The following is a 21,146-nucleotide window of genomic DNA, read 5'->3' as shown; positions in this document are numbered from 1 at the left end:
GCTTCATAACCTAGTAGCCCCCACGAATGGTTTTCTTCCAAACATCTTTGTCAGTGGAACTACTTCAACCTTCTTCCCAGGCCGCGGTGCTTGAACCATTTTTCCACCACCCATATAGATCGAAACATGGCTAATTGGTTTACCAAAGAAAAGTAAATCCCCAGGCTTTAATGATGAGTAAGAAATGGGCTTCCCATATTTAATTTGAATGCGTGATGAATGTGGCAGCGAAACTCCTGCCGCCTGAAATGCCCGCATCGTCAGACCTGAGCAGTCCCAACGAGTTGGGCCCGCTGCGGCCCAAACATAAATATCACCTATTTGTTGGAGGGCGAACTTGAGGGCAATTGACCCACGTGTGTTGTCACCTTTGTAAGAAGCGGCATATCCTTTCGAAGCAATCAGAATCTTATTCTCTCGATCTGTTTCTTCTCGAAGAAGACGCTCTCTATCGGCCTTTGCAAGTGAATTAAGAAGTTTTTCTGCCTTTGCTAAGGCACTCTTCGCTTGGGTTACTTGTTGATTGAGTCGTTTTTGTTCCACAAGTAGTAGCGCAGTACGATCGCCCAAAACTAACTGTGTGGCTTGAACTCTTTGTTTGGTAGCTACGTACTCACGTAACTGCTTCGAATATCCTCGACTGACACTATCTAGTACAGATACATCCATCAGATATTTCGTTGGATCGGAGGAAAAAAGCAATTCAAAGGATTTACCAAAACCACTTCCTTGATATTCAGAAATCGCAATTTTTGCTAAAACTTTACTGACTGTACTCAGCTCTTTTTTAATTACTTCCTCGCGCTGTTGCAGCACCCCTTTCTCTTTTTGAAGTGCTTTAATTTTCAAGGTTGCTTCATTCGCGGCTTCATATTTTTCTGCAGCCAGAGTCCGCAGTCGGTCAATCTCGCGCTGCACAGATGCCACCGTTGGCGCAGCCTGTGCCTGTATCGACTGCGCCATGAAAACTGCAACGAGCAGTAAGGCAAGGATTCTTTTCATGAATTGACCTAGAACCTTACTTACTCTTAGCCAATAATTTCTTCATGAGAGTGATTTCAGCTGATTGTCCAGACCGGATACCAACCGCAATCTTCTTGGCTTCACTATTCTTTGTACCGTCGAGCATAGAAACCATCTCTAAAGCGCCTTCATGGTGAGCAATCATCGATTGAAGAAACGCCGTGTCGAATTTGCCACCTTTGAGTTTTTTCAAGGTAGTCATTGAGCTCTCAGGAAGCATGCCACTCATCCCCATGTCGTGGTCCATCGTCATCGATGACTTAGTGGCAGTCAGCCAATATTTCAATTGGGCCATTTCTTTACTCTGTGCAGAGATGATCGCCTTTGCCAAATTCTTAACCTCTGGGCTAGCACTATTTTTGAGTGCCATCTTGGACATTTCTATTGCCTGTTGGTGATGAGGAGCCATGCGCTGCGCGAACATAATTTCGTTCATGCCTAAGTTCTTCAAGCTCTTGGCATGAGAACTTGCTGATGCGGGTTGGATAAAGAATGGAAGGGAAATTACGGTAAGCAGAAATACGATTTTCTTAAACATTTGGAATCCTTTTCGATGTGATTAATTGGTTTATTTAGTCAATAAAACAGTAACTTCTATCGAAGACGGATTAGATGCGGATAACTCCCAATTGTGCGCGGGATAGTGAAAGTTGTATAAATTGGTTTCGTTGCGCGCTAATTAAACGTCTACCATTTGTTAGATATTCTTTTAATTGAGAGCTTGGCGCTCTTAAATAATGGAGCTTTCGTCCGAGCAAAAGTACAACAATGAAAAGTACTGCACACCCAACATCCATTAATGCATTTGAGCTAGAAGCAAAGCTGAGCGGCTTAACTGAAGTTGTAGGAGCGACGTGATCTCCTGAATGGTTTGCTTGAATGGCTACTTGATCGCTTTGCATTGAGTGACATTGATGTGCAATCACGATGCCAGTTGAAAATACAGCCAATAAAATGGCAAGGAGCAAGCTCATTCGCTTATTGCTCTTGATTACCATAGCCATGACAATAAATTACCAGATGAGAACTTTTTTAGGTCTATTTGGAGACGGCTCGCTTACGAATTGTGATGGAAAGTACAGAAAAGTGAGCGCAGTTTTAACCTGCGCCCACCTAATTTAAAGAAGAGTCGTTCTAAGAGTTTCGGAAATTGACCGAGTAGGAACAACTTTGGGATGTTGTTTGTAGTTGAAATCTGCCCATGAAACTGCCCATATTTGCCCATCGATTCCCCATAAAAACATTCAAATCTGCGACAGGTTATGTAACAACTTGTACAAGGAAAATGCAGAAAGGTGAGCGCAGTTTTAACCTGCGCCCACCTAATTGGAAGAAGAGTCGCCCTATAAGCCGGATCCTGTAGTTCTTTCGAACCGATCACCATCCATCTAGATCTGCAATTGCTTGCAGATTCAAGCAACCTACCCGATAGCTTGCGCGAGCAACGCACTATCTTCTTGGTCTTGCTTCAGGTGGGGTTTACATAGCTACATGTATCACTACATGCACTGGTGGTCTCTTACACCGCCGTTTCACCCTTACCAATATTGCTATTGGCGGTCTACTTTCTGTTGCACTTTCCCGCGGATTGCTCCGGGTGGGCGTTACCCACCACCTTGCTCTGTGAAGTCCGGACTTTCCTCGGTCCAGTCTAGAAATTAATCTAGAGCTGCAACGCGGTGATCCGGGCGACTCTTCGTTGGCTAATGGTACGGGAGTTTAATTACCGCTTGCCACGTAATCTTTCAGGGCCTGGCGCTCGGAATCGAGTTCATTCACATGGTTTTTAACCACATCACCAATCGAAACTATCGAGATTAGGGCTCCATCGGCAGCAACAACTGGAACGTGACGTATCCGAAGCTCAGTCATCATCGTCATCAGTTCTGCAACGGTGGAATCCGCGGTGCAGGTGTGGACATCGACGGTCATGATGTCGCGAACATGCATCCCAATTAGTTGGTCGAGCTTGCCCGGCATTGCGCGGACAACATCTCGCTCCGAGACAATGCCATCGATTTTCTTGCCATCGCTAGAGACAACTAGGGCCCCGACATGGTGTGAGTTTAAAGAGCTCACCAAATCATGAATACTCGCACTAGCTGAAATAGTTTCAACGCGCTTTCCTGAGATTATGCTGCCAATCTTCATAGGCCACTCCTTAACTCTTGAGTGGCTCCATACTGCTCTCTTGCCAGAAAGAAGCAATAGGGCGGGTTGCTTAAATCTTCTCTTTTCCTGAACCGCCACGTGTGGCATAGAGGCTAGTTATCGCGGTGACCGTAAGCGTTGTGATGATGACTGCCAGACTGAGTTCGAGTGAAATCTCAGGCACGTGAACCCCGATGCTGTGTAGGGCGTGGAGGACCATCTTGACTCCGATAAAGGCCAAGATAAATGCGAGTCCACGAGATAAGTGAATCAGGCGATCCATGAGTCCTTGGAGTAAGAAGTAAAGCTGGCGCAAGCCCATCAGCGCGAAGATGTTTGCGGTGATGACTACGTAGCTGCTGGTTGTCAGACCAAGAATGGCCGGAATGGAATCGAGGGCGAAGATTAAATCTGTGATGCCAAGGGCCACAAGTGCGATGGCAAAGTTACTGAAACCTCGTTTGCGCATAAATACGACAAGCTTTGACTCTTCTTCTTCCACATTCTCTTTCTCATTTACCAACTTATAGGCGGTGAAGATCAGGAATGCGCCAAAGAAGAAGAAGACCCAGGTGAACCTGGAGACAAGTGCTACGCCAAGGAAGATAAGGATGACGCGCAAAACAATTGCAATCAGAATTCCGTAAAGCAGGACGAGCTGTTGCGACTCTTTCTTGATCTTAAGTGTGGCGAGCAGGATGATAAAGACAAAGAGGTTATCCACCGAGAGTGAGTATTCGGTGAGCCAACCAGCGATGAACTCTTTGCGATATTCAGCCGGAGCCCACTGCGGCAAGAAGTAACCAAATGCAATGGCGGCAACAACGTAAAAGAGGGTCCAACTTAAGGCTTCGCGCGGAGTTGTCTCTTTATTTCTGCGCACGATTGCCAGGATTAAATCGGCAACTATGACTGCGCCAAGTACCGCAACAGTTACTAGCCATTCTGTAGATGAAATCAACGTAGGTGCCCTCTTTCATTGACGGATCGCACAGCGCGTAGACCATCAGATGGCCAGATAGAGATAGAGGATATCGAACATGGCGCGGCATCGACGTGGAAGACCGCCTCGCTAGGTGCGCCTATGGCCAATCTCACCGCAGTCTTGATGACTCCGTTATGTGTCACAACAATTATCTTCTTACCTGGGTACTCGGCCACCAACTTCTCTAGCGCTTCTTCAATGCGCACTGTTGCTTGGTCCCATGACTCTCCCCCACCGGGTGCATAAGCAGTTGAGTTAAGCCATGCCTGATATGCATCGGGCTCTTCCTCCTTTACCTCTTCAATTGATTTTCCATCCCATGATCCAAATGAGAGTTCGAACCAGGCTTCATCAAAGATTATTTCAAGTCCGGTGGTGCGCGCAATTGCTTCAGCTGTTTGTCGCGTGCGATTTAGCGGGGATGCGATAAGAACTTCGGCACCCAACTTCACAGCCTCTTCTGCAACAAGCTCTGCTTGATCAAGTCCATCTTGCATCAGCTCTGGATCAAGTACTCCAGTTCCGGAGAATTTACGGGTTGGCGTGAGAACTGTTTCACCGTGGCGCACAAAATAGATAAATGTCGGAATCTCAGCGCTGCGCAAGCGATCAGTCAGGTAATTCTGTTGAATGACGGCGGCCGGTTTATGGGCACTGCCACCATCGAGTGCCTTGTTAGCAAGGCGATCGGCATGTGAATTATCATCGCGAGGAATCCAGGAGTAGGTAACAAGTGATGGCGTGTGAGCATCGCGGCACTGTTTAGCTAAATCACGCATATCAGCATGCTTAATCTGCCAACGGCCAGACATCTGCTCAACAACTAACTTAGAGTCCATCGCAACTTCCACCGTTGCCTCTTTATCCAATTGATGGATATGAGCAAGCCCAGCGAGCAGGCCGTTGTATTCGGCAACGTTATTAGTTGCCACCCCTATAACATCAAAGAGTTCGGCGACGATCTTGCCGTTTTCAGTAACAACTGCGCCATAGCCAGCAGGACCTGGGTTTCCCCGAGAGCCGCCATCGGCGGTTAACTTAAAGTGACGTGCCATTAGTGATCACGCACCAATATGCACCGACATTCTTCACATCTAATAACTTCATCATCAGCCAATCCGGTGATTCTTTGCAGCTCATGTGCATTAAGGGTTAAGTGGCATCCCTTGCATTGATTGCCAGCAAGTGCTGCCGCACCTATGCCACCATCTGCTCCACGGATTTTTTCATAGAGCGCCAGGAATTCAGCGCTGACTGATTGTGTGGTTGCCGCACGATCTGTGGCAATTCCTTCAAGTTCAGTGTTAATTGCAGCCATGGCATTTTCTTTACGGATATTTAAATCAGCAATGATTGCCGCGAGCTCTGCTTCCTCTGCCGTTAAAGCCGCAATGCGCTCTTTGAGTCCATCTACTCGCAACATGATTTCAAGCTCAACTTCTTCTAACTCAGATCTGCGAGCGCCTAAGGTGACTAGCTCATGTTGAGTCTGCTCAAGTTCTTTTGGGGTTCCGGTGCCGGATGCGAGTCGGGTCTCATCACGAGTAATGCGAGTAACGATCTGCTCAACATCACCTTCAGCACGTAGTAGCTCGCGCTTGACATCGCTGAGTTCGGTTTCGGCGGCAATACGTAAGTCGCGCACATTATTCGCCTTGATGGTGCTCGAAGTTATCTCCGCCAGTTCAGGCAGGGTCGCTGCCTTGTTCTTTAAGGTGGCGCTGTGAAGGTCAAAATTTTGAATATCGAGGATGCAACGCTGGTCGCTAGCGCTAGCTTTCACGGCGTTCTCCTCTAGAAAAGTGGCGGTGCAATATGTAATTCTTAGCCGAACCTTACTTTACCCAGTGCGCCAGCGGCTACTTAACGCTGAAGGAGTAGCTGCCTTTGACTGGATGACCATCTTCTGAGACCACACGGTAGGTAACCAAGTACGTGCCCTTCTTCAGGGTGCCCACGATCTTCGTCGTTGCTCGCACACCACTGACAATCGTTGGTGACTTATCAACGCGCTTTCCCCGTGAATCAGTAACTTTTAAAGCATTGATTTTCTCTTTATCTAGCCTTAACAAAGTTTCGCCAAATTCAATCCACACAGATTTAGGTGACTGCGTCAGAATGGCACTTTTCACTGGGTTTGTCCGTGCTATCTCGGCATGGGCGAATGCACCTGAGCCGAAAAATACTCCATGGGTCAAAATCAATCCTGCGACCAAAAACTTTTTCATGAGTAACCCTAACCTCTCAACCATGGATTATCCTCTTCTTGTGGACTTTAAATTGATTACAGCGGGAATTGGAATTTTGCTAGTTTTCATTTACGCCTTTGGATCGGGAATTTGGGTTTCCTCCTCTCCTGGTTGGTATTCAACACTTGAGCGGCCACCCTGGCAGCCACCTAGCTCTTTTATCGGAATTATTTGGCCCTATAACTTTATAGTTCTTGGCTTTGCTTCATACCAAGTCTCTAAATCTTTAACGCGAATAGAGAATATCTCCTGGTTGGTTTTCTTTGGCTTAAGTATCATCGCAGCACTTACTTGGGCTTATCAGTTTTATGTCCCGCACAACTTCACGCTAGCCACAATTGCCTTGGTGTTAACAACTGTTTTAACTATTCCAGTTTTATACCTAACATTTCGGGCATCGCTGATAATGGGACTTTTACTCATTCCTTACCAAATTTGGGTTGCAATCGCGGCCAGCTTGGCCTGGGGTTACTTAACTAGAAATTGAGTGAGTTGTTGGGATACAGCTCGTTATCCATATGCTGGCTATGCATTATTTGAAAACTATCAATTGTGGGCGGCGAGGGTTTCGAACCCCCGACATCCTCGGTGTAAACGAGGCGCTCTACCACTGAGCTAGCCACCCGGCTAATACTGCTTGCGAATACTACTTTAAATATACGAAAGTAGGAAAATCGTGCGTAAGAAGTGCGAGATTAGAGAGCTGCAATAGCAGTTTTGTAATCGCCATTGTTGCGAGCATCGCCTAGGCCTTGAACTACTGACCAGCGCACAATGCCTGCTTTATCAATGATAAATGTTCCACGCAGTGCGCATCCAATATCTGCATTGAAGATTCCGTAAGCCTGGGCAACTGCGCCATGTGGCCAAAAGTCAGCCAAAACTGGGAATGTGTAACCCTCTTGTGCCGCAAAGATCTTCTGAGTGTGCATGGAATCGCACGAGACGGCAAGGACTTGCACGTTATCGTTTTCAAATGCTGAAATGTCATCGCGGATGGCGCAGAGTTCACCGGTGCAAGTGCCGGTAAATGAGAATGGAATAAAGACAAGAACTACATTCTTCTTACCCTTAAATGATGAGAGGGAAACCTTGCTGCCGCTCTGATCTTTTAGCTCAAAATCTGGGGCTACATCTCCGATTGCAATTGTCATTGCGCGAATCTATCGCTTGCCCGCTTTTCGTGCCACTAGACGAGTTGCGGTCCAATCAGCAGCCACTGCTAAGGATGAAGTTTGGCTGAGTCCACATGTGGGCGCTGCATCTTGAATATCACTTGGCTCCACATGGCCAGTGCGACCAACCTTTGGAGTGAGCACCCAGATAGAACCGGTTTCAGATAGATATGCCATGGCATCCATTAATTCATCTACGAGATCGCCATCATCTTCACGAAACCATAAGAGAACGGCATCAATGACTTCATTGGTGGAACCTTCAAGAAATTTGGTTCCAGTAATTTTCATGATCTCGCTGCGGAGAGCGGCATCACAATCTGCCCCATATCCCACCTCGAGGACGAGCTCTCCTTGAGCAAACCCCATGCGCATTGCCACGGGATAAGTCCACCGAATGTGACGAATATTTACAAGGGTTTCACCTGTACTTACCCTTCTTTTTTTGTGCTTGCACCCATTTTGGGCGAGAATACGGCCATGACTGAATTCGATGGATTCCCAGATCAGATAATCGATCAACTTGTAGATACGGATCCAGGTGAAACGGCAGAATGGCAGGCCTCCTTCGACGCCGCCCTCACAGCAGCCGGACCAGTCCGAGCTCGTTATCTAATGCTCTCCCTTCTTCGCCGAGCACAAGAGAAGAACATCGGAATTTCCCAACTTCGCACCACTGATTACATCAACACAATCTCCCCAGAACACGAGCCAGAATTTCCTGGCGATGAAGTAATGGAACGTCGTATTCGCAGATTTAATCGCTGGAATGCAGCGATGGTGGTGCACCGCGCGCAGCGTCCAGGCGTTGGCGTCGGCGGACACATCTCTACCTACGCTTCCTCTGCTTCCCTCTATGAAGTTGGTTTTAACCACTTCTTCCGCGGACAAGATCACCCTGGTGGCGGAGATCAAATCTTCTTCCAAGGTCACGCCAGTCCTGGAATGTATGCACGAGCATTTCTAGAAGGTCGCTTTACTGAAAATCAACTCGATGGATTTCGCCAAGAACTCTCACATCAAGGCGGCGGACTTTCTTCCTACCCACACCCACGTTTAATGCCAGAGTTTTGGCAATTCCCAACGGTATCTATGGGTATTGGTCCGATCAATGCAATTTATCAAGCACGCTATAACCGCTACTTACATAACCGTGGCTTTAAAGATACAAGTGATCAAAATGTCTGGGCATTTCTTGGCGATGGTGAAATGGATGAGGTCGACACCATTGGCGCAATCGGTCTGGCCTCTCGCGAGAAGCTCGATAACCTTACTTTTGTTGTGAACTGTAACTTGCAGCGCCTCGATGGTCCGGTGCGCGGTAATGGCAAGATTATTCAAGAGCTGGAATCAATGTTCGGTGGCGCCGGATGGAATGTGGTCAAAGTTGTCTGGGGCCGCGAATGGGATCCACTACTGGCACAAGATCGTGAAGGCGCTCTCGTTAATTTGATGAACACCACCCTCGATGGAGATTTCCAAACATTTAAAGCCGAAAGTGGCGCATTTGTTCGCGAACACTTCTTCGGTCGCGATCCACGCACTGCCGCAATGATCGCAGGTTGGTCTGATGATCAAGTCTGGGGACTCAAACGCGGTGGCCACGACTATCGCAAACTCTTTGCCGCATACACCGCTGCGGTGCAGAAAAATGGAAAGCCAACAGTCATCCTGGCCAAGACCATTAAGGGCTGGACCCTTGGTTCGCACTTCGAAGGACGTAACTCCACTCACCAAATGAAGAAGATGACGCTGGAAGACATCATCGAGTTCCGCGATCGCTTGAATATTCCGCTGACTGACGACAAGTTAGATAAATACACACCTTCTTACTACCGCCCACCAGCTGATTCACCTGAGATGAAATATCTGGAAGAGCGTCGCCGCGAATTAGGTGGATCAATTCCACGTCGTCGCAAAGTTTCAAAGCCTTTGCCTCAGCCAGCAGATGAAGTCTATGAATCTGTGCGCCGTGGTTCAGGTCAGCAAGAGATTGCCACAACGATGGCATTTGTTCGTATGCTCAAAGACTTGGTCAAAGATCCAGGACTTGGCAGCCGCATCGTCCCGATCATCCCTGATGAGGCTCGCACATTTGGTCTTGATTCATTGTTCCCAACGCTCAAGATCTACTCCCCTCATGGTCAGCAATACATGGCGGTGGACCGCGAACTCATGCTCTCTTATAAGGAATCAACAACTGGCGTGATTTTGCACGAAGGAATTAACGAAGCCGGATCAGTTGCATCCTTTACCGCAGTCGGCTCTTCCTACTCCACACATGATGAACCAATGATTCCGATCTACATCTTCTACTCCATGTTTGGATTCCAGCGCACTGGAGATGCCTTCTGGGCCGCCTCTGACCAATTAGTGCGTGGATTCGTCATGGGTGCAACAGCTGGGCGCACAACCCTGAACGGTGAAGGCCTGCAGCATGAAGATGGACATTCGCATCTACTGGCTGCAACTAACCCAGCAGTGGTTGCATACGATCCTGCCTTTGCTTACGAAGTAGGCCATATCTTTAAAGATGGTCTGCGCCGGATGTATGGCGAGAACAGTGAAAATATTTATTACTACATGACTGTCTATAACGAGCCATACCTGCAACCAGAAGAGCCGGCAAACCTTGATCTTGAAGGTTTGCTCAAGGGAATTTATCTCTATGCACCTGCCTCAAAGCAGCGCAAGAAGAATGCTCAAATTCTGGCATCTGGTGTGGGAGTGAACTGGGCCATTAAGGCACAGAAGTTACTCGCCGAAGATTGGGGCGTTGCAGCCTCGGTCTGGTCTGTGACTTCCTGGAATGAACTTCGTCGTGATGGGCTAGAAGTAGATCGCCATAACATGCTCAATCCAAGTGATAAGAAGAGTGCCTATATCCATGACAAGCTTGCTGGAACACCAGGGCCGGTTATTGCCGTCTCTGACTTCATGCGCGCAGTGCAGGACCAGATTTCACCATGGGTACCAAATCAATTCCACTCACTTGGTACCGATGGCTTTGGTCTTTCCGATACACGCGGTGCACTTCGTCGCCACTTTAAGGTCGATGCCGAATCAATTGCGGTGGCAACACTTGCCGAGCTTGCTAAGGCAGGGGAAGTAAAAGAATCTGTTGTGCAAGAAGCTATCGATAAATACCGAATCTTTGATGTGCACGCTGCAGATGCCGGCAACACCGAAGGTTCTGGCTGAGCTAGCTCTCTCTGGCGCTCTCTTGTTTGAGAGCGCTTGTAAAGAAGATAGTTGCCAGCATCATTGCTGTTGGAATCATCATGGCAAGTGCGATTGATCCTGTGAACTGAATGGTCCAGGCAACAATCCATTTCACGGCAAAGGTAAGAACAGTATTTGTCACACCAAACTGACCCACCACCACAGCACTCGGTAACTTAGAACGACGATTTGCTGCAGCAAAAAAAGACGGTGCCACAAATGATGAGCCAAGGCCTGCCATTGCATAGCCAAGGATGAACAATGAGTAGGACCACCACGTCAGATTTGCCGGCAAATGCGTTGCCACAATAATGCAGCCACCAAAACCGATTCCGGCAAAGATAACTCCACGTTTGGCCCAAATCTGAATCGGTGCAAAATTAAGCAACCGAGCAATGAGGAGTCTGCCCACAATCATGGCGGCTGTGAAAACAATAAATGGCGCCGTACTCAGGCCCGCCGAGATATCTAGCCGCTCCTTAGGAAAGATTGTCCCCCAGTCACCGAGTGCGAATTCTAAATAAATCACACACGCCATACCAAGGCTGACTGGCCAATCAATTTCAAAAGAGGTAAAAATGTCTTTAATTGTGTAGTCATGATCAGTGCTTGTATTAGGTTCAAGCAGCACCGCTTTAAGTCGAATCACTATTGAAAGCATGATCACAGTAAGAAGAACAGAAAGGATGGTGATGTGGGTCGTAAGCGCCACCCGGCCTACTAATAGCCCGGAGAGGATTGATGTGACAAGTGATCCCGCACTCCAGTAACCGGCTCCACTGGTGATTACATTGAGTTTTCCCCGTTCAAGGAGGTGAAAGCCATGTGAATTCAGGCAGACATGAACCGCAGTAATTCCGAAACCAAATGAAACATTAAAGAATAGAAAAAGCAGAGATGAGTTCACCTGTACCAATAAAGCTAGAGATGAAAACAGTAAAAGAATTGAAGTAATCGTGACCCGAAAGGCTCCGAATTTGTGGATGATATGCCCAACGGTGAGAAGTCCAAGAAATGCACCAATTCCACCTGTGCTCACAATCGAACCGAAAGCCCCATTATCTAATTGCAGATTGGCCTTTACCTCTGGAAAGCGCGGGAGCCAGGCCATGATGCCAAAACCAAAACAAGCAAAGAGTGTGTGAAGGAGTTTCTTCTCTTTGCTGTGGTCAATTACTGATGACATCAGAAGAGCGCGTTTGCTAATTGCGCTCGAGCTTTAATGACTCGTGGATCAGCAGGATCAACTAAAGCAAATAGTTCAAGGAGGCGATCTTTGACCATCTTCTGCTCATCTGCTTCCAGAATCTGAACTAAACGAAGTAGGCGTTCAAAGCCTGGCTCAAGATATCCACTCATCACTTCCACATCAGCACACTGCATCTGAATAGAAATATCACCTGGGTTCTTCACCGCCGACTCCATGACTTGATGAGCATCAATGCCTTCGGTGCGAAGAAGTAGTTGCACTTGCGCAAGTCCGAGCTTTGCAAAATTATCGTTCGGTTTACGAGCAAGCAACTTCTTATAAGCAGCTTCGGCACTTTCATAATCTCCCTTATCAAGGGCTGCCAGCGCTTCATCTTCTTCTGGCTCCGAACTTTCTGCTGGCTCTTCACCGATTCCTTGCTTTGCGGCAATGGTGAGAATTTTGTTCATCACTTCCCGAAGTTGGGTTTCAGTCAGTACTTGCTCAAGAAAAGGGATTGCTTGGCCTGCGATAAAGACAACGCCATAGGGAATCGTGCGCGCTTGCAGGGCTTGGGCAACAGGTGCCTGGGTGTCGATATCAACTGTTGCTAGCGCCCACTTTCCGTTATCTGCCGCTTCCAGATTTGCCAGTGATCGAAGCACGGTGACAGATTCGGCAGAACGATTTGACCAACAGATGATTACTACTGGTTTCGTATTTGATAGTGGAAGTATCTCTGACTGCAGATTCTCAGTAGTGACAACTATTCCTGGCATCGCAATAGAAGTATCTGGCGCTGGTTTACCCAGTGAACTTAAATCTACTGCCTGAGAAAAATTAGGTGGCAAGCTCATTACTGAATCATGCCATCAACTCGTACCGTGACGCCAGAATCGCGGCGAAAGGGCAAAACATCAGCAATATAGGCCTTTGCTGCAAATTCCAGACCTACGTCATGTCCTGCTTTTTCACTTAAGTACCAACGGTGCTCTAGCGTCTCATGAAAAAACTGAGCAAGTTCAATTCTTCCCTCGTGCTCTGGTGGAATCAAATTAACTGTTGGTCTAAAGACTTCATCAAGCCATCGCTTGGCTGAATCAGCTACCGGTGGTTTCGGAGATTTCTCGCGGCCGCGAAAACGATCAAAGGAGGCAAGTAGTCTTTTTGCTTGTAGCTCTTCTGTTTCTAGCCCAATTAGCTCGCGTAATCGATTCTTGTGATAACCGGCGGCGACAAGTTTGGGTTGAAAGACTAAGCGTCCTGCATCTTCGCCTTCTTCCATAGAAACTGAGACTTCTTCCACTGCAAAACCGAGGTCATGTAGCTGACGCATGGCACGTTCAACTGCGTGGCGATCAGTGGGATCAAGCACTTGGCGATCTTTTAGTGCAGACCACAGCCGGTGATAACGGTTAATCAGCGCCGTACTTGCACGAATCGGGTCCATACCCGGATAGAGAACACCCGACAGTTGTAGATCTTCTAACTCTGCCGCAACGTTAAAGTGGGCAATCTCTAAATCATGTTCGCGCTGTCCAGCCGTTAAAGTTTTTTGAAACTCACCCGTTTCCGCATCGACTAGATAGGCGGCATAGGCTTCAGCATCTCTGCGAAATAAAGTATTGGAAAGTGAACAATCGCCCCACCAGAAACCAAGCAGGTGCAGGCGCACCAGCAACAGCGCCAGTGCATTGGCCATCAGCGTTACTTCTTCACCAGTAACGTTCTTATCACTGAGTACAACGCGGTAGGGCAATGAGTACGGCAAGAACCTAGTGACGAGGGCGCAGGGAAGTTCTTCACCGTTGTTATCGGTGCGACCCTCAATGACGGCAATCGATTGAACGCTAGGAGAATTCAGATGTGTAAGCTCTCGCAAAATCTTGTATTCGCGGTTTGCAAACTCTGCCACCGTCTCTTTGACGGCATAGACCTCGGATTCGGGGTCATCGGTAGAGCGCACCAAGCGCACTACGTGGCGGGAGATGCCTCGTTTTTCGGCCAGCATCGGATCTTCTGGCCATTGCTCCAGCGGCAGGTTCCACGAAAGTCCAGTGACGGCAGCAATCTCTTCACCCAGTCCCGTTATTCGAAGCGCCATGGGAGTTATTCTCTCTTACGCTTTACAATAAAGCATGGCAATTTCAGAGCGAATGAAGCGAAAAGTCAAAGATTCACCCACTTCACAAGATTTTGGTGCAGCTGGAGCGCCGGTGGACCGCGCTCATCCATTTTATTTCGGATTTGTCGCAACAGTAGGTGCCTTAAGTGCATTTGTTTTAATGCGGGCACTTGCAAGTGCAAGTCAGGTATTTGTACTAATCATCGTTGCCCTCTTCTTAGCCATGGGTCTAAACCCAGCAGTTGAGGCTATTCGCAAGCGTGGCCTCTCACGTATTTCAGCCGTTGCCATAATCTTTGTATCGGTGCTAATCGCAGTCGTTCTTTTTGGCGCACTTATTGTTCCTCCGCTTATTTCGCAAGGCACGAACCTGATTGAGATAGCGCCATCACTGCTTAGCCAATTAAAAGATAACCCAGCAATCGCAAATATCAATGAAAACTACGGGATCATCGATACCCTAGAAAAAAGATTGAGCTCGGTCACTTCCGATGGCGCGCTCTTGTTCTCTGCCTTCGGTGGAGTCGTTGGCGTTGGAAAGACTGTTCTTTCTGGCACCTTTACCGCGTTAACAATTTTGGTGCTTACGCTTTACTTCATCACATCACTTAATCAGATGACTGGGCTCGGCCTTAAACTAGTTCCGGCCAGTCGTCGCCCACGGGTGGCACTGCTCACCGATGCAATTATCGCTCGCGTGGGAGCATTTGTTGGAAGTCAGGTTTTAATCTCTTCCTTGGCTGCGATCTTTTTAACGATATTCGGAGTAATCCTGGGTCTTCCTTCGCCTGTGGCAATCGGAGTTATTATCTTTGTCTGCGGACTTGTGCCACTTATTGGACACTTCATCGGCGCTGCAATCTTTACGATACTTGCGCTGACGCAATCCATCACGATAGGTATCGCGGCCTTCGTCGGATACATCATTTACGTGCAGATTGAGAATTACATTCTCACTCCTAAAATCATGAAGCGGACCCTGAACCTGCCAGGTGCGGTAACAATCATCGCCGCCCTCATTGGTACATCACTTCTTGGGCTAGTTGGCGGGCTACTTGCAGTACCAATTGCCGCTTCCATAATCTTAATTTTGGAAGAAGTAGTTATCCCTCGCGCAGAAAAGTCTTAAATCTCAGTAGGTAGCGGTAATCGCTGCGGGGCAATGACCGCAACGATTTCACTTAAGACTCTATGCACAAATGGTTCACCTACCCATAGGTGTTTAGCGCCATCAACAGCAATCAGCTTGGTTTGCGGGATCACACTAAAACGCAGTCGTGCTTGCTCTGGCTTTAAGTAATCATCATGCTCGGGAATCAGTGCAACTACTGGTCTGCCATCAGCAGCCCAAAATTCAAGATCGCTATCCACAATCTCGAGCAAGGTGGGGCTCAGCAGTATCAAGCCCTTCACTCGCACATCACGGGCATGGCTAATTGCAATACTTGTTCCAAATGACCACCCAATAACCCATAACTCTTTGATGCCAAGAGTGTCAAAGCAGTATGCAATCATCGCTTCCACATCGTATTTTTCTGCGCCTCCATTGTCATAACTACCCGTGCTTGTCCCAGCTTCACTACTTGTTCCACGAGTGTTAAAGCGCACGACTGTAACTCCAGCCATTGTAGGTAATCGGTTAGCAGCCTTTTTATAGATGTGGCTATCCATCATTCCGCCACCCGTTGGGTTGGGGTGGCAACATAAAATTGCAGTTGTTGGATTAGAAATCGGAGTAGCAACTTCTCCTACAAGTGTTTGGCCATCAGCGGTAAGCACAGTAAATGGCGTGCGCGTTGCGGCAAGCACGGTGCTGGGGCGGATTGGCTCGGACATTGGTGTGAGTCTACTTCGACTTAGTAACGGGGCGCATTGCGCGTGCGTTCAGTGCGCGGGCCACGATTATTTCGCTTACTCCAGCAAGCGTTATGCCAATGCCTGCGATTATCTTCTTCGCCATCTAGCCAGGCAACGGTATGTGGCGTTGCCATCGGGATCAGTTGATCACAACCAGGGCAGCGATATGGTTTATTTGCAGATGAACCGGTTAATTTACGAACAGTCCATAAACCATTTTCATCTTCTTCGAAACTTTGATTGGAAGGATTAATCTCACGGTCTTCATCGTTATTCTTCGGCCGACGATTCTTCGGGTAGTTCTTACGTGGGCTCATGGCTTCATTTTCTCGCACTTTGCCCCACAAAGTGAGAAGATGACACTATGAGCAAGGTCATCAGCGTTTCCCAGCTCCATAAGAAATATGGCCAGACGCAGGCAGTCGATGGGCTTGACCTTGAAATCGAACAGGGCGAAATCTTCGCACTCCTTGGCCCTAATGGCGCTGGCAAGACCACGACGGTGGAGATACTCGAAGGATTTCGTGATCGCGATTCCGGTGATGTGAAAGTTCTCGGTTTTGACCCAGCAACTAAAGGCAGCGCCGGACAAGGATGGCGTGATCGCATCGGCATTGTTCTTCAATCAACTCAAGATGCCGGCGACTTAACTGTCTATGAGTCCGTCTCGCACTTTGCCACTTATTACAAGAATCCGAAAGATGCCCGCGAGGTAATTGAATTAGTGGGACTCACAGAGAAATCTGATGCGCTTGGTCGCACTCTTTCTGGTGGGCAGCGACGTCGCCTAGATGTCGCACTGGGAATTATTGGTAGTCCGGAACTAATCTTTTTAGATGAGCCCACTACAGGTTTTGATCCGGAAGCGCGTAGAGCATTCTGGAATTTGATTCGCACCTTGCGCGATGAAGGAGCCACCATCGTTCTTACCACTCACTACCTTGATGAAGCAGAAGCACTGGCAGATCGGGTGGCAGTCATTATCAAGGGACGGATTGTTGAAATCGCACCACCTGCAGAACTTGGCGGGCGCGCAACATCACTTGCCACTATTTCCTGGCGAGATGGTGCACAAGTGCGCAGTGAGAAGAGTGCCAACCCCACTGAACGCGTCACGGAGCTAGCGGCCCAATTTGGTGGAGAAATTCCAGAGCTGAGCATTAAGCGAGCATCACTAGAAGATATCTACCTGGAAATGATTGGTGGTCACGATGAATAAGCCCACCGCGCTCTCCATTGGTATGCAGCGAGGCAAGTTAGAGATTAAACAATTTATGCGACAGCGTGAATCAGTTGTCTTCACCATGTTATTCCCACTCATCTTGCTTGCCATCTTTGGATCAGTATTTTCTAACACGATCGCCGACGGTGTTACCTTTAGTCAATATTTTGTGGCGGGAATGATTGCATCAGGACTTGTTAATACGGGTTTTCAGCAACTAGCAATCATGATTCCGATGGAGCGCGACTTTGGAACGCTCAAGCGACTACGTGGAACTCCGATGCCAGCAAGTAGTTACTTCCTTGGAAAAGCCATCCTTGTCACTGTCAGCATGCTGGTGCAAGTAGCGCTCTTATTGGCTGCTGGCGTTGCCTTCTTTGGCGTTAACCTGCCGCAGAGCGCTGATAAATGGTTGCTCTTAGCTGCTCTACTAATTCTTGGCAGTGCATGTTCAACGGTGCTGGGAATTGCATTCTCCAATGTTCCTAAATCTGGCCGTGGAGCTTCCGCTGTCGTCTCCCCCGTTGTCATTGTTCTGCAATTCTTCAGTGGCGTCTTTTTTATCTTTACCGATCTGCCGCAGTGGATGCAGCAAGTTGCCGCAATCTTTCCACTCAAATGGATGACCCAAGGCGCCCGTTCAGTCTTCTTACCTGAATCATTTGCTACGCGTGAAGTTGCCGGCAATTGGGAAACTGGGCGCACCTTTGCCATTATTACCGCATGGCTCGTACTGGGATTAATCTGGGCAATTCGCAGTTTCAAGTGGGAGCGCGACTGAAAAAGTCAGCACTTGTACTTGCACTCTGCCTTGCCTTTTCTGCAACCAGTGCCGACGCTGCAACTAAGAAGCCAACACCAACGCCGACTGCCAAGGCAAGTGTGAAGGCTTCACCCAAAGCGACAGTGAAGCCAAAGCCAACAGCTAAGCCCACTTCTAAAGCAACTTCTAAGCCAACAGTAAAGTCGACTGCTCCAACAACTGCCAAGCCCACTGCGTCAGCTGAGCCCACTGTCTCTGCCAAACCAAAGCCAAAGCCAAAACCGAAGCCAAAACCTCGAAAGAAGATTCGCCTTACTCCATCACCAAAACCAAAGTGGCCACCGGTGGACTTTGAGTTTGAATCAGGAATCTATGCCAAGGTGCCGACAAGCAAAGAGTTGGTGAGCGTTATTTCTGCAAAGACCAATCTGGCTTCCCAAGTGAAGGCATGCAGCGAATTTGTTTGTGGCGCAGTCCAGGTTGCCGCTGAGACTGGATGTGTGTGGTGGGAAGTTAATTCTCAGGTCCTATCTAAAGAGGGCGTCATACTTGGTGACTTGCGCACAATATCAACGCCTAGCGCAGTTAAAGAGATTAAGACCATTCTCTTAATCTCACCAGAACCCATTGAAACTCTTGAATACATCAGCAATATTGAAGTGATTTGCCATCAAGATCCACGACCTGAAGGAGCATCGGCTGCTACATATACAAAGGTGGTCGAGTAAATGCTAGGCGGCGTCAACAATCAGCTCTTTTTAATGAGTCTTGCCGGATTTCCGGTTGTCTTATTCCTGATTTTCATTTTAAAGTGGACCTCGGCTAAAGGTAAGTCACTAGTCGAACGCAGCCCATCGATTGGTTCAGAAGATGAATACGGAACTCTCGTTGCGGTCGCAGAGCCAAACAATCACATTGAAGGCGAAATACTGCGTCAGAAGTTGATTGCAGTTGGAATTAAGGCAACTCTGACCCAGACTAAGCAAGGTCCTCGTTTATTTGTATTTCCGAAGGAAGAGAGCGCTGCCAGGGCGCACTTGAAAAGCTTTAACTAGCGATTTGCTCCAGGAACCCAGAGCTGATCACCAATCTCTTTGTTTGCATGACGAGCAAGAACAAAGAGTAAATCAGAGCAACGGTTGAGGTACTTAGCAGTCAGTGGATTTACTCCCCCGCCAAATGCATGGATTGCAGCCCAGGTGCAACGCTCTGCGCGACGAACCACTGTGCGAGCAACGTGAAGATGGGCCGCAGCAGATGTTCCAGAAGGTAATACAAATGAGCGCAACGCTTCAAGATCTGCGTTGTATTTATCAATCTGTTCTTCTAGATAGACAATTTGAGATTCAAGCACGCGAAGTGGTTCAAATGCAGGTGCATCAACTACTGGGGTGCAGAGGTCTGCTCCCACATCGAACATATCATTTTGGATTCGCACCAATAGCGCGCGAACATCATCGGCTAATTCATCAGTTGCGAGCACAACACCGATTGTGGAGTTTGCTTCATCAACAGTTGCATATGCTTCTAGGCGAGGGTCATTTTTTGATGTGCGGCTCATATCTCCAAGGGATGTAGTTCCGTCATCGCCTGTCTTTGTGTAAATACGCGTTAAATTAACCATGTCCCTAGCCTATAAGTAGACTTCGGATATGGCATCTTCGTCCCACGACCGCTTCCGGATCACCGGTGGCAGCCGCCTGGTCGGTGAAGTATCGGTCACAGGAGCCAAGAATTCAGTCCTTAAACTGATGGCCGCTTCGCTTTTAGCCGTTGGAAAATCGACCATCCGCAATGTTCCAGATATTGCCGATGTAGAAATCATGTCCGACCTGCTCACACGTCTTGGTTGCACCGTTATTCACACCGCCGACACCGTCACGATTGATGTTCCAGCTACTCCATTACATCGCGCAGATTATGACCTCGTGCGCAAGATGAGGGCATCAATTAACGTGCTCGGTCCACTTGTTGCTCGCGTCGGAAGAGCAGAAGTCGCACTTCCTGGCGGGGATGCAATTGGCTCACGCGGCCTTGATTTTCATGTTAAAGGTCTTGAATCACTTGGCGCCAAAGCACATGTCCAACATGGTTACATAGTTGCCGAGGCTCCGAATGGACTTTCAGGCACCTCTATAGATTTAGATTTCCCATCAGTGGGTGCAACAGAGAACCTCATGACCGCAGCCGTTCTAGCAAATGGTGTGACAACTATTGATAACGCCGCCCGCGAACCTGACCTTGTCGATCTCGGTGAATTCCTGATTGGCATGGGGGCAAAAATTGATGGTCTTGGTTCGCCAACAATTACTATCACTGGCGTTAAAGAACTCAAGCCAACTGACCACACCACCATTACAGACCGCATCATTGCTGGCACGTGGGCATTTGCCGCCGCAATGACGCAAGGTGATATCACTATTCATGGTGGTCGCGCCGATCACATGGAAGTCATGCTTGAAAAGCTCACAACAGCCGGGGCAATCATCACCTCAACTAAAGATGGATTTCGCGTGCAGATGAATCAACGACCACAAGCAATTGATGTGGCAACCCTGCCCTATCCTGGATTTGCAACAGATCTCTTGCCATTTATCATCGGAATGAACGCAATTGCAGATGGCCATTCAATAGTCACTGAAAATGTCTTTGAATCCCGCTTTATGTTCGTCAACGAACTAGTGCGATTAGGTGCTCAAATCACCGTAGATGGCCACCATGCCTCTATCGACGGGATCCCACAGCTATCTGGCGCTCCCGTTGAAGCAACGGATATTCGCGCAGGTGCAGGCCTTGTATTGGCAGCGTTGGTTTCAGAAGGTGAAACAACAGTCGATGGCGCTTTCCACATTGATCGTGGATATCCAAATTTCGCTGAGCAGTTGGTTGGGCTAGGTGCGAAAGTTACTCGCGAATAGTTCTTTAGTTAACGCTCTCAGTAAGAATCGATACGCGATCATTTGAAACAGATAAGAAGCCGCCGCTCACAGTAAATTCCTGTGTTGTTCCATCAGTGCCCTTAATGCTGACAGCTCCATCGACTAGTACGCCAAACAAAGGTGAGTGACCTGGAAGAACTCCAAGGTCTCCTTCTGTGGTGCGAGCAGAGACAAATGTTGCCTCGCCTGACCACACCTTCTGTGTTGGCGATACTAGTGCGACATTAAGAGCCATTATTTTTCCCT

Annotated in this window: 25 protein-coding genes, 1 tRNA gene and 1 other RNA gene; 8 read left to right on the top strand and 19 right to left on the bottom strand. The window is 48.2% G+C overall.

What is annotated here, in order from left to right:
• Positions 1-3: 3 nt before the first annotated feature.
• From A1sIA79_RS01360 to A1sIA79_RS01320, 9 genes are all read right to left on the bottom strand, one after another.
• Positions 4-1,002 carry a C40 family peptidase gene (locus A1sIA79_RS01360; RefSeq protein WP_095674458.1) on the bottom strand — a complete coding sequence of 333 codons (999 nt, stop codon included), beginning with the start codon at positions 1,000-1,002 and terminating at the stop codon, positions 4-6.
• 16 nt (positions 1,003-1,018) lie between these two features.
• Complete coding sequence (locus A1sIA79_RS01355; RefSeq protein ID WP_095674457.1) at positions 1,019-1,561, bottom strand: DUF305 domain-containing protein; 543 nt, start codon at positions 1,559-1,561, stop codon at positions 1,019-1,021.
• A 70-nt stretch (positions 1,562-1,631) separates the two neighbouring features.
• Complete coding sequence (locus A1sIA79_RS01350) at positions 1,632-2,027, bottom strand: hypothetical protein (protein ID WP_095674456.1); 396 nt, start codon at positions 2,025-2,027, stop codon at positions 1,632-1,634.
• A gap of 326 nt (positions 2,028-2,353) precedes the next feature.
• An RNA gene (rnpB, locus tag A1sIA79_RS01345) (RNase P RNA component class A) lies at positions 2,354-2,719 on the bottom strand.
• 23 nt (positions 2,720-2,742) lie between these two features.
• A complete protein-coding gene (locus tag A1sIA79_RS01340; protein ID WP_095674455.1) occupies positions 2,743-3,174 on the bottom strand; it encodes a CBS domain-containing protein in 432 nt (143 codons plus the stop codon).
• A 70-nt stretch (positions 3,175-3,244) separates the two neighbouring features.
• The gene (locus tag A1sIA79_RS01335) at positions 3,245-4,135 is read right to left on the bottom strand and encodes a TerC family protein (RefSeq protein WP_223298360.1); all 891 of its coding nucleotides are present in this window, start codon (positions 4,133-4,135) and stop codon (positions 3,245-3,247) included.
• Positions 4,132-5,214, bottom strand: coding sequence for a bifunctional RNase H/acid phosphatase (locus A1sIA79_RS01330; RefSeq protein ID WP_095674454.1), 1,083 nt, complete (start codon positions 5,212-5,214; stop codon positions 4,132-4,134). The genes A1sIA79_RS01335 and A1sIA79_RS01330 overlap by 4 nt, the downstream gene beginning before the upstream one ends.
• A complete protein-coding gene (locus A1sIA79_RS01325) occupies positions 5,214-5,942 on the bottom strand; it encodes a zinc ribbon domain-containing protein (protein ID WP_095674453.1) in 729 nt (242 codons plus the stop codon). The genes A1sIA79_RS01330 and A1sIA79_RS01325 overlap by 1 nt, the downstream gene beginning before the upstream one ends.
• 76 nt (positions 5,943-6,018) lie before the next feature.
• Complete coding sequence (locus A1sIA79_RS01320; RefSeq protein ID WP_190277069.1) at positions 6,019-6,387, bottom strand: copper resistance CopC family protein; 369 nt, start codon at positions 6,385-6,387, stop codon at positions 6,019-6,021.
• A gap of 22 nt (positions 6,388-6,409) precedes the next feature.
• On the opposite strand from A1sIA79_RS01320, the gene A1sIA79_RS01315 reads away from it, so the two are divergent.
• Positions 6,410-6,895, top strand: a complete 486-nt coding sequence (locus A1sIA79_RS01315; RefSeq protein ID WP_095674451.1) for a TspO/MBR family protein — start codon at positions 6,410-6,412, stop codon at positions 6,893-6,895.
• 66 nt (positions 6,896-6,961) lie between these two features.
• Here the strand turns inward: A1sIA79_RS01315 and A1sIA79_RS01310 are convergent.
• The 3 genes from A1sIA79_RS01310 to A1sIA79_RS01300 all read right to left on the bottom strand — a co-directional run bounded on the left by A1sIA79_RS01310 (position 6,962) and on the right by A1sIA79_RS01300 (position 7,952).
• Positions 6,962-7,033, bottom strand: a tRNA-Val gene (locus A1sIA79_RS01310).
• Between the two features lie 70 nt (positions 7,034-7,103).
• Positions 7,104-7,562 carry a peroxiredoxin gene (locus A1sIA79_RS01305; RefSeq protein WP_095674450.1) on the bottom strand — a complete coding sequence of 153 codons (459 nt, stop codon included), beginning with the start codon at positions 7,560-7,562 and terminating at the stop codon, positions 7,104-7,106.
• A 9-nt stretch (positions 7,563-7,571) separates the two neighbouring features.
• Positions 7,572-7,952 (bottom strand): DUF3052 domain-containing protein, encoded by a 381-nt coding sequence (locus A1sIA79_RS01300; RefSeq protein ID WP_095675455.1) that lies wholly within the window; start codon positions 7,950-7,952, stop codon positions 7,572-7,574.
• Between the two features lie 111 nt (positions 7,953-8,063).
• On the opposite strand from A1sIA79_RS01300, the gene aceE reads away from it, so the two are divergent.
• The gene (gene aceE / locus A1sIA79_RS01295; protein ID WP_095674449.1) at positions 8,064-10,784 is read left to right on the top strand and encodes a pyruvate dehydrogenase (acetyl-transferring), homodimeric type; all 2,721 of its coding nucleotides are present in this window, start codon (positions 8,064-8,066) and stop codon (positions 10,782-10,784) included.
• Position 10,785: 1 nt separating this feature from the next.
• On the opposite strand, the gene A1sIA79_RS01290 is transcribed toward aceE, so the two are convergent.
• The 3 genes from A1sIA79_RS01290 to A1sIA79_RS01280 are packed head-to-tail and all read right to left on the bottom strand — an operon-like array spanning position 10,786 to position 14,098.
• Positions 10,786-11,991: an MFS transporter gene (locus A1sIA79_RS01290; RefSeq protein ID WP_095674448.1), complete on the bottom strand. Its 1,206-nt coding sequence runs from the start codon at positions 11,989-11,991 to the stop codon at positions 10,786-10,788.
• Complete coding sequence (locus A1sIA79_RS01285; protein WP_095674447.1) at positions 11,991-12,851, bottom strand: co-chaperone YbbN; 861 nt, start codon at positions 12,849-12,851, stop codon at positions 11,991-11,993. Before A1sIA79_RS01285 ends, A1sIA79_RS01290 begins: the two co-directional genes overlap by 1 nt.
• Positions 12,851-14,098 carry a DUF4032 domain-containing protein gene (locus A1sIA79_RS01280; protein ID WP_095674446.1) on the bottom strand — a complete coding sequence of 416 codons (1,248 nt, stop codon included), beginning with the start codon at positions 14,096-14,098 and terminating at the stop codon, positions 12,851-12,853. Before A1sIA79_RS01280 ends, A1sIA79_RS01285 begins: the two co-directional genes overlap by 1 nt.
• 34 nt (positions 14,099-14,132) lie before the next feature.
• Between A1sIA79_RS01280 and A1sIA79_RS01275 the strand changes: the two genes are divergently transcribed.
• Entirely contained in the window at positions 14,133-15,248 is a 1,116-nt protein-coding gene (locus A1sIA79_RS01275; protein ID WP_095674445.1) for an AI-2E family transporter, read from the top strand.
• Here the strand turns inward: A1sIA79_RS01275 and A1sIA79_RS01270 are convergent.
• Complete coding sequence (locus A1sIA79_RS01270) at positions 15,245-15,955, bottom strand: alpha/beta hydrolase (RefSeq protein WP_095674444.1); 711 nt, start codon at positions 15,953-15,955, stop codon at positions 15,245-15,247. The two genes, A1sIA79_RS01275 and A1sIA79_RS01270, sit on opposite strands and share 4 nt — an antisense overlap.
• A 20-nt stretch (positions 15,956-15,975) precedes the next feature.
• Positions 15,976-16,293 (bottom strand): hypothetical protein, encoded by a 318-nt coding sequence (locus tag A1sIA79_RS01265; RefSeq protein WP_095674443.1) that lies wholly within the window; start codon positions 16,291-16,293, stop codon positions 15,976-15,978.
• A gap of 47 nt (positions 16,294-16,340) precedes the next feature.
• On the opposite strand from A1sIA79_RS01265, the gene A1sIA79_RS01260 reads away from it, so the two are divergent.
• The 4 genes from A1sIA79_RS01260 to A1sIA79_RS01245 are packed head-to-tail and all read left to right on the top strand — an operon-like array spanning position 16,341 to position 19,016.
• Positions 16,341-17,195 (top strand): ABC transporter ATP-binding protein, encoded by an 855-nt coding sequence (locus A1sIA79_RS01260; RefSeq protein ID WP_095674442.1) that lies wholly within the window; start codon positions 16,341-16,343, stop codon positions 17,193-17,195.
• Entirely contained in the window at positions 17,188-17,979 is a 792-nt protein-coding gene (locus tag A1sIA79_RS01255; protein ID WP_095674441.1) for an ABC transporter permease, read from the top strand. Before A1sIA79_RS01260 ends, A1sIA79_RS01255 begins: the two co-directional genes overlap by 8 nt.
• A complete protein-coding gene (locus tag A1sIA79_RS01250; RefSeq protein WP_223298359.1) occupies positions 17,922-18,689 on the top strand; it encodes a hypothetical protein in 768 nt (255 codons plus the stop codon). Before A1sIA79_RS01255 ends, A1sIA79_RS01250 begins: the two co-directional genes overlap by 58 nt.
• Positions 18,690-19,016 carry a hypothetical protein gene (locus tag A1sIA79_RS01245; protein WP_095674440.1) on the top strand — a complete coding sequence of 109 codons (327 nt, stop codon included), beginning with the start codon at positions 18,690-18,692 and terminating at the stop codon, positions 19,014-19,016.
• Here A1sIA79_RS01245 and A1sIA79_RS01240 read toward each other — a convergent pair.
• On the bottom strand, positions 19,013-19,585 hold the full coding sequence (locus A1sIA79_RS01240) for a cob(I)yrinic acid a,c-diamide adenosyltransferase (RefSeq protein WP_095674439.1): 573 nt from the start codon (positions 19,583-19,585) through the stop codon (positions 19,013-19,015). The genes A1sIA79_RS01245 and A1sIA79_RS01240 overlap by 4 nt on opposite strands.
• 28 nt (positions 19,586-19,613) lie before the next feature.
• On the opposite strand from A1sIA79_RS01240, the gene murA reads away from it, so the two are divergent.
• The gene (gene murA / locus A1sIA79_RS01235) at positions 19,614-20,879 is read left to right on the top strand and encodes a UDP-N-acetylglucosamine 1-carboxyvinyltransferase (RefSeq protein ID WP_095674438.1); all 1,266 of its coding nucleotides are present in this window, start codon (positions 19,614-19,616) and stop codon (positions 20,877-20,879) included.
• A gap of 4 nt (positions 20,880-20,883) precedes the next feature.
• Here the strand turns inward: murA and A1sIA79_RS01230 are convergent, their stop codons facing one another.
• On the bottom strand, positions 20,884-21,135 hold the full coding sequence (locus A1sIA79_RS01230) for a F0F1 ATP synthase subunit epsilon (RefSeq protein WP_095674437.1): 252 nt from the start codon (positions 21,133-21,135) through the stop codon (positions 20,884-20,886).
• Between the last annotated feature and the right edge of the window lie 11 nt (positions 21,136-21,146).

Source organism: Candidatus Planktophila versatilis (assembly GCF_002288105.1).
Classification (GTDB): Bacteria; Actinomycetota; Actinomycetes; order Nanopelagicales; family Nanopelagicaceae; genus Planktophila; species Planktophila versatilis.
This window is presented reverse-complemented; position numbering and strand designations above follow the sequence as displayed.